Raw genomic sequence first — 7563 nt, 5'->3', positions numbered from 1 at the left:
TTACACATCAAGGGAAATCTGAGCGAATAAAAAACTTCCCTTATCCTAGGCAGTATGCAAGTTTAGCGTTATATCTCACAAGAGTATTTACTATTTTATTACCCTTTGGTTTAATTCCAGAATTTGCTGAAATTGGTAAAACCACAGTAGATAATTTTTACCTTGTTAGTGAGTATTTTATTTGGATTGCTGTTCCATTTTGTGCAATTGTTTCTTGGGCATTTCATACTATGGAACGTTTAGCTAGAACTGGAGAGAACCCATTTGAAGGAGGGCCTAATGATGTTCCTATTTCTACAATTGCTCGAGGTATTGAAATTGATTTGAGGCAAATGCTTGATGAAGATTCTAATGACATACCATGCCAATTTCCTGAAGAACAAAACGTTCAGATGTAAACATAAAAAAGCCTATCCAAAAGATAGGCCTTATTCGTAAAAAGATTGTAAGATATATAATTATATAACTTTTACATTAACTGCGTTTAATCCTTTTTTTCCTTCTGTTAAATCAAACTCTACATTGTCTCCTTCTCTTACTTCGTCAATTAAGCCAGAAATGTGTACAAAATGCTCTTTGTTGTTTCCTTCTTCTGTTATGAATCCAAAACCTTTAGAGTCATTAAAAAATTTTACTGTACCAGTACTCATATTATAATATATTTAATTAAGCTGCAAAGATAGTCTAATTAGTTGGTAATCAATTATTTTATTCTCTTTATTAAAAAAAGAAATTAATTTCAGCTAACCACTTAATAATCAGCTGTAAATCTGTCGTTTAATTTATTAATTACATGCTGTATTCAGAAAGCGGCTTCGTAAATTTCTCTGGGTCGGCAGCTAAATGATATCGTGGATCGTCAATGTCTTCAATAATAACTTCTTCAAACTTTGGATTCCCTTTTCTAAGTAGAACTTTGCAATCTTCGCTTAAATGCTTTAGCTTAATTGATTTTCCTTCGGCTTCATATTTATTTACCAAATTGAAAATAGCTTCTAAAGCAGAATGATCACTCACTCGCGATTCCACAAAATCAATCTCTACATTTTCAGGATCATTTTTGGCATCAAACTTAGAATTAAAATTCTGTATAGAACCAAAGAATAATGGTCCCCAAATTTCATAGGTTTTTGTGCCATCATTTTGAATGCGTTTCCGCGCTCTAATCATAGTAGCATTTTTCCATGCAAAGACTAGTGCAGATATAATTACGCCAGCTATAACGGCAATGGCTAGATCTTTCCACACTGTAATAGCAGAAACGGTTATTAATACGATTGCATCAGATAATGGTATCTTTCTAATGATTCTAAAACTACTCCATGCAAACGTCCCTATAACAACCATAAACATTACTCCTACTAATGCAGCAATAGGAATTTGTTCTATTAATGGTGCCCCAAACAATACAAAACAGAGTAGTGCTATGGCGGCAACTGCGCCAGATAAACGACCTCGTCCACCAGAATCTACATTGATAATTGATTGCCCTATCATAGCACAGCCTCCCATTCCTCCAAAGAATCCGTTTAACATGTTTGCACCACCTTGAGCGATACATTCTCTGTTACCGTTTCCTCTAGATTCTGTCATTTCATCTATTAGATTTAATGTCATTAGTGATTCAATTAAACCTACAGCAGCAAGTATAAATGCCGTAGAAAAAATTAAGTCCCAGTGGCCAGATAGTGTTCCAAAGAATCCAAAAATCTGGTCTTGAAATGTTGGTAAACCACCTTGTAAACCTTCTCCACCACCATCAGCAATAAACGATCCTACAGTACTAACTTCCATTCTACCAAAAATAGTGATAGATGCCACAACAATAATGGCAATTAAAGCTGCAGGAATCTTCTTGGTAAGTTTAGGAAGTCCATACATAATTCCCATAGTTAAACCTATAAAACCGATCATTTTCCAGAAACCAGCATTTAAGAATAGTGCAGAAAACCAATTAGAAGTATTGTCTAAGAATGAAATGTCTTTTGGTACAGCATTAGGAAATAAGCCTAGTTGCGAAAGAAAAATAACAATCGCTAAACCATTTACAAATCCCATCATTACTGGGTGAGGTATTAAACGCACAAATTTACCTAGTTTAAATACTCCAGCAGATATTTGTATTATCCCTACAAAAAGAAGAGTTATAAAAAGCCATTGTAAGCCCAGATTATCTATTGGTGTGTCTAAAGCTAAACCAACCTCGTTTCCTTTTTGAATTAAGTGAACCATTACAACTGCCATTGCTCCAGTTGCTCCTGAAATCATTCCAGGTCGTCCACCAAAAAGAGCAGTTACTATTCCCATCATAAAGGCACCGTAAAGCCCAACTAAAGGATCGATTCCGGCAACAAAGGCAAATGCTACAGCTTCAGGCACTAATGCTAAGGCAACGGTTAAACCTGAAAGAATATCATTCTTAGGGTTTTGTGTAAAGTTTTTTCTAGTAGTTTGGCCTAATATCATAATATATGTCCTTAAAAGTCGGCAAATATATAGTATTTAGATTAAAAGCCTAAGCAAATAATAGTAACAAAAAAAGCACCAATTACTGGTGCTTTTTTTTTTAACGTATGTTATTTCATCCTTTTTCAGGTGGAAACTGTTCCATTGTTTTACTCACAAATTCTTTTATACGTGCTTCTTTCTTTTCAACATTTTTAGTAACAAGATAACCTGTGCCAGATCCTTGCCATATCAATTCTTTTTTATTTGCGTCTATAAAATCTATAAATAACATACCTTCTGTACTTGTTGAAACTTGATTGCCACCATAGCCTCCCCAGCCCCAGCCGCCATAGCCTCCCCAGCCCCAAGCACCTGCGCCCCACGCATTGTTGTAAATATCAACACGTTGGTTCGACTTAGTGAAAATGCTCACTAACATATCTGGGTTTTCAGATTTGGTCATGCCTTTAGCCATGAGTTCGGCTTCAATAGCTCTAAGTATTCTTCGCTTGTCAATATCATTAATTTCTGCTTTGTCTATTCCAGGTTTAAAGAATGCAAAAGTTTTGTAATTGTCAAAGTTTGCTTCTTTATCATAATCCGCTGCAACTCTTACAGAACTACAAGAAGTTAAGAGGATGGCAAACACTAAAATCGGTGCGAGTGTAATTAGTTTCTTCATATTACTTTTTTTAAAGGGTTTCTAATAAATCATCATCAACTAGATTAGGTAACGTAATTTTTAAATTGGGTTCAACTTCCATAGCGCGTTTTATGGCAAAGATTGCTCCTTCATTCCTTGCCCAACTTCGTCTTGAAATACCGTTATTTACATCCCAAAATAACATTTGTTTTAGTCGTCTTGATGCTTCTGTACTACCATCAAGAACCATACCAAATCCGCCATTTATTACTTCTCCCCAGCCAACGCCTCCGCCATTATGAATACTTACCCAAGTTGCACCTCTAAAACTATCTCCAATTACATTATGGATTGCCATATCAGCTGTGAATCTCGAACCATCATAAATGTTGCTAGTTTCTCTGTAAGGAGAATCTGTGCCCGAAACATCATGATGATCTCGTCCGAGAATAACCTCACCAATTTCACCATTAGTTATGGCTTGGTTAAACGCTTCTGCTATTTTCATTCTCCCTTCTGCATCAGCATATAGAATTCTGGCTTGTGAGCCTACAACAAGTTTGTTTTCTTGAGCCCCTTTTATCCATTGAATATTATCTGCCATTTGCTGTTGAATTTCTTCTGGCGAATGTCTCTTAATTTCTTCAAGAATATCGCAGGCGATTTTATCTGTTTTGACTAAATCTTCTGGTTTTCCTGAAGCGCAAACCCAACGGAATGGACCAAAACCATAATCAAAACACATAGGTCCCATGATGTCTTGTACATAACTAGGGTATTTAAAATCAATACCATTATCTGCCATAATATCAGCTCCAGCTCTTGAGGCTTCTAGTAAAAAAGCATTACCATAATCAAAGAAATAAGTGCCTTTAGCTGTGTGTTTATTAATAGCGTTTGCATGTCTTCGCAACGCTTCTTGAACCTTTTCTTTAAATAATTTAGGATTATTTGCCATCATTTCGTTGGCATTTTCAAAAGACAAACCAACCGGGTAGTAGCCTCCAGCCCAAGGATTATGTAAAGAGGTCTGGTCGCTGCCTAAATCAATATGAATTTCAGCTTCGTCAAATTTCTCCCAGACTTCGACGATATTTCCTAGATAGGCAATAGATATAGTTTCTTTTTCAACTTTCGCTTTTTCTACTCGTGAAACTAATTCATCTAAATCTGTGATCTTTTCATCTATCCAACCTTGGTCTAGTCTAACCTGTGTAATTTTAGGATTCACTTCTGCGCAAACTGTAATACAGCCAGCAATGTTCCCCGCTTTTGGTTGTGCGCCAGACATGCCTCCTAACCCAGATGTGACAAAAAGATTCCCTTCAGGCGATTTTTCAATTTTTCTAAAACCATTTAAAACGGTAATTGTTGTGCCATGAACAATACCTTGTGGCCCAATATACATGTAGCTTCCAGCGGTCATTTGCCCATATTGAGTCACACCTAAAGCATTGAATTTCTCCCAATCATCTGGTTTAGAATAGTTTGGAATCACCATTCCGTTAGTGACTACAACTCTTGGTGCTTCTTTATGAGAAGGAAATACACCCATTGGGTGACCAGAATACATTACTAAAGTTTGTATATCATTCATTTCGGCTAAATACTTCATTGTTAACCTGTATTGTGCCCAGTTTGAAAACACACCTCCATTTCCACCATAAGTAATGAGTTCGTGCGGATGTTGTGCTACGGCATAATCTAAATTATTCTGAATCATCAACATTATTGCTGCAGTTTGTTTTGACTTTGCAGGATATTCTGAAATTGGTCGTGCATACATTTTATAGTCTGGTCTTAGACGATACATATAAATGCGACCGTAAGTGTCTAATTCGTTTTTAAACTCAGGGAGCAAAACTTTATGATGCTTTTTGTCGAAATAGCGCAATGCATTTCTAAGTGCTAATTTCTCCTCTTCAGCAGAAAGAATAGCTTTGCGCTTTGGTGCATGATTTATAGAAGGATCGTATGCTTTTGGTTGAGGCAATAAATTAGGTATACCTTCTAATATTTGGTCTTTAAACGATAATGATGTTGCTTGCATTACTTTTTTTTTAAAGTATTTTTATCAAAGTTGTAAGGACAATGTCTGCATCCACTTTCACAACAATAACCACGTTTTAAGTGATATTGTTCGGTGAAACATCGGTAGCCTTCGGGTGTTAAATAATAATCGCCTTTTTCAATTGGGACGTATTTCTTCATAGTTAATACCAAATAAACTTCAAAATGATAGGTTAAATTCGTTTCTATTTCCTTTATATTTCAATATAAAATAGAATCGTAACTAATGCTATGCTTATATTTTCAATTTGATCTAAAGAAAACATACTCCAAATTTACTTTCAATACTTTTAAAATTCATTTGGTATAACAAAGATAATGTAAATTGGATTGATTTTTGAAACGAATAAAACATGATATTAATTTCAAAATATATGGTTCCAAGAGGTTATGCTGGGATTACCATTTTTCCTTTTATGTTTTTAAAGTACAAAACTTTAAAAGGGAATACTGTTTTAGTAAATCATGAAAAAATTCACCTAAAACAACAAATAGAACTTCTAATTATCCCTTTCTTTATCATTTATGGTTTTGAATTTTTAGTTCGATTAGTTCAATATAAAAACTGGAAAATAGCTTATAGAAGTATTTCTTTTGAACGTGAAGCCTACTCTAATGAATGGAATCTAGAGTTTTTACAAAAACGCTCATTTTGGAATTTTATACATTATTTTTGAAGGCTCAATGGATACTTTAAAAACGTCTTTAATTCAACAGATTTCTTTACGAAATAAAAATGATATTCAGCTTTATATAAAGCGTGAAGATTTAATTCATCCTTTTATTTCTGGTAATAAATATCGAAAGCTTAAATACAATATTCTTGAAGCTAAACGCTTAAATAAGAAAGCACTTTTAACTTTTGGTGGAGCATTTTCAAACCATATAGCCGCAACCGCATTTGCAGGTAAGGAAGGAGGGTTTAAGACTATTGGTATTATTAGAGGTGAAGAATTAGAAGATAAAGTTGATAGTAATCCTACTTTGAGTTTTGCCAAGTCTTGTGGAATGCAGTTTTTATTTGTTTCTCGAGAAGGTTATAGAAGTAAATCTAGTCTAGACTTTAATGAATCTCTAAAAACTAAGTTTGGTGAATTCTATTTAATTCCGGAAGGTGGTACAAACGAATTAGCGATTAAGGGTTGCGAGGAAATTTTAAATAGCACAGACAATCAATTTGATTATATATGTACATGTGTAGGAACAGGAGGAACCATATCTGGCTTAATTAACACAGCAAAAGAGCATCAAAGAATATTAGGTTTTCCTGCTTTAAAAGGTGACTTTTTAAAGCAAGATATTCGTAAATTTGCCAAACATGAGAATTGGAAATTGGTTACTGATTATCATTTTGGTGGTTATGGAAAAATAAAACCAGAATTGATTGCGTTTATCAATACATTTAAGAATGATTATGATATTCCTTTAGACCCAATTTATACAGGGAAAATGATGTTTGGGATAATTGATTTAATAGAAAACGGATTTTTTCCAAAAAACTCAAAAATATTGGCGATACATACTGGAGGTTTGCAAGGTGTTGCTGGTATGAATTTAAAACTGAAGCTTAAAAACTTACCTTTAATAAACGAATGAAAATAAAATATAGATATATAGTTTTAGTAATTGTTGCATTAACTTTTAGCTGTGGTTCAAAAAAAGGAGTAGAGACAAAGAAGAAGGATAATAGTAGTAAGATTGAGATTGTTGATGTAAAGGAGGAAACAAAAACGACTAAAACTGACACAGAAGGGATTGAGGTTAAAACAAAACCACCATCGTCAACCGATAATTATATTGCCAGATATGTAACGATTGCAAAGACTGAAATGCGTAAATCTAAAATTCCGGCAAGTATTACCTTGGCGCAAGGTATTTTAGAATCTGGTTCTGGTCGTGGCCGGTTATCTGTTGAAGCTAATAACCATTTCGGAATTAAATGTCATGGATGGAAAGGAGCAAAAATCTATCACGATGATGATGCTTCTCAAGAATGTTTTAGAAAATATAGAAAAGCAGAATCTTCTTTTGAAGATCATTCTGAGTTTTTAACAGGTCGTAAGCGCTATGCTAAACTCTTTAATTTAAAGCCAAATGATTATAAAGGTTGGGCAAAAGGTCTAAAATCTGCAGGTTACGCTACTGATAGAAAGTATCCGCAAAAACTTATTAGCTTAATTGAGCGTTACAAACTCTATAAATATGATAAAGAAGTGTTAAGCGGTAAGTCTAATGAACAAGTTGGTGTAAATAATGGAGTTTATAGATATATCGTTGAAAAAGGAGATACGCTTTATTCTCTTGCTAAACGATTTAATACAACTGTAGAAGTTATAAAAGATTTAAATAATATGACCACTAATAATTTAGCATTAGGTCAAGAACTAATGATTCCTAATTAA

Annotated in this window: 9 protein-coding genes; 4 read left to right on the top strand and 5 right to left on the bottom strand. The window is 34.1% G+C overall.

Annotated elements, in window-relative coordinates; genetic code table 11:
- On the top strand, positions 1-398 hold a 398-nt coding region (locus tag AAC053_RS07345; RefSeq protein ID WP_339754740.1), incomplete at its 5' end, for a bestrophin family ion channel.
- 60 nt (positions 399-458) lie between these two features.
- Here AAC053_RS07345 and AAC053_RS07340 read toward each other — a convergent pair.
- The 5 genes from AAC053_RS07340 to AAC053_RS07320 form a co-directional block, all read right to left on the bottom strand.
- Positions 459-650 (bottom strand): cold-shock protein, encoded by a 192-nt coding sequence (locus tag AAC053_RS07340; protein ID WP_339754736.1) that lies wholly within the window; start codon positions 648-650, stop codon positions 459-461.
- A gap of 139 nt (positions 651-789) precedes the next feature.
- A complete protein-coding gene (locus AAC053_RS07335) occupies positions 790-2466 on the bottom strand; it encodes a SulP family inorganic anion transporter (RefSeq protein WP_339754733.1) in 1677 nt (558 codons plus the stop codon).
- A gap of 115 nt (positions 2467-2581) precedes the next feature.
- Complete coding sequence (locus tag AAC053_RS07330; RefSeq protein WP_339754730.1) at positions 2582-3130, bottom strand: DUF4136 domain-containing protein; 549 nt, start codon at positions 3128-3130, stop codon at positions 2582-2584.
- A gap of 10 nt (positions 3131-3140) precedes the next feature.
- Positions 3141-5141, bottom strand: coding sequence for a urocanate hydratase (locus tag AAC053_RS07325; RefSeq protein ID WP_339754727.1), 2001 nt, complete (start codon positions 5139-5141; stop codon positions 3141-3143).
- On the bottom strand, positions 5141-5302 hold the full coding sequence (locus AAC053_RS07320; protein ID WP_339754724.1) for a DUF5522 domain-containing protein: 162 nt from the start codon (positions 5300-5302) through the stop codon (positions 5141-5143). The genes AAC053_RS07325 and AAC053_RS07320 overlap by 1 nt, the downstream gene beginning before the upstream one ends.
- Positions 5303-5514: 212 nt before the next feature.
- Between AAC053_RS07320 and AAC053_RS07315 the strand changes: the two genes are divergently transcribed.
- From AAC053_RS07315 to AAC053_RS07305, 3 genes are read left to right on the top strand one after another with little or no spacing between them, the layout of a single operon-like run.
- Complete coding sequence (locus tag AAC053_RS07315) at positions 5515-5838, top strand: hypothetical protein (protein WP_339754721.1); 324 nt, start codon at positions 5515-5517, stop codon at positions 5836-5838.
- 7 nt (positions 5839-5845) lie between these two features.
- Positions 5846-6757: a pyridoxal-phosphate dependent enzyme gene (locus tag AAC053_RS07310; protein ID WP_339754719.1), complete on the top strand. Its 912-nt coding sequence runs from the start codon at positions 5846-5848 to the stop codon at positions 6755-6757.
- Positions 6754-7563, top strand: a complete 810-nt coding sequence (locus AAC053_RS07305) for a glucosaminidase domain-containing protein (RefSeq protein WP_339754717.1) — start codon at positions 6754-6756, stop codon at positions 7561-7563. Before AAC053_RS07310 ends, AAC053_RS07305 begins: the two co-directional genes overlap by 4 nt.

Origin of the sequence: uncultured Winogradskyella sp. (assembly GCF_963975125.1) — a bacterium.
Lineage (GTDB): Bacteria > Bacteroidota > Bacteroidia > Flavobacteriales > Flavobacteriaceae > Winogradskyella.
Note: the sequence above shows the minus strand (reverse complement) of the source record. Positions and strands in the feature narration are given on the sequence as shown.

Coding starts and splice junctions, on each gene's coding strand:
- AAC053_RS07315 (WP_339754721.1), top strand. CDS start 5,515: ATGATATTAATTTCAAAATATATGGTTCCAAGAGGTTATGCTGGGATT.
- AAC053_RS07340 (WP_339754736.1), bottom strand. CDS start 650: ATGAGTACTGGTACAGTAAAATTTTTTAATGACTCTAAAGGTTTTGGA.
- AAC053_RS07310 (WP_339754719.1), top strand. CDS start 5,846: ATGGATACTTTAAAAACGTCTTTAATTCAACAGATTTCTTTACGAAAT.
- AAC053_RS07335 (WP_339754733.1), bottom strand. CDS start 2,466: ATGATATTAGGCCAAACTACTAGAAAAAACTTTACACAAAACCCTAAG.
- AAC053_RS07320 (WP_339754724.1), bottom strand. CDS start 5,302: ATGAAGAAATACGTCCCAATTGAAAAAGGCGATTATTATTTAACACCC.
- AAC053_RS07325 (WP_339754727.1), bottom strand. CDS start 5,141: ATGCAAGCAACATCATTATCGTTTAAAGACCAAATATTAGAAGGTATA.
- AAC053_RS07330 (WP_339754730.1), bottom strand. CDS start 3,130: ATGAAGAAACTAATTACACTCGCACCGATTTTAGTGTTTGCCATCCTC.
- AAC053_RS07305 (WP_339754717.1), top strand. CDS start 6,754: ATGAAAATAAAATATAGATATATAGTTTTAGTAATTGTTGCATTAACT.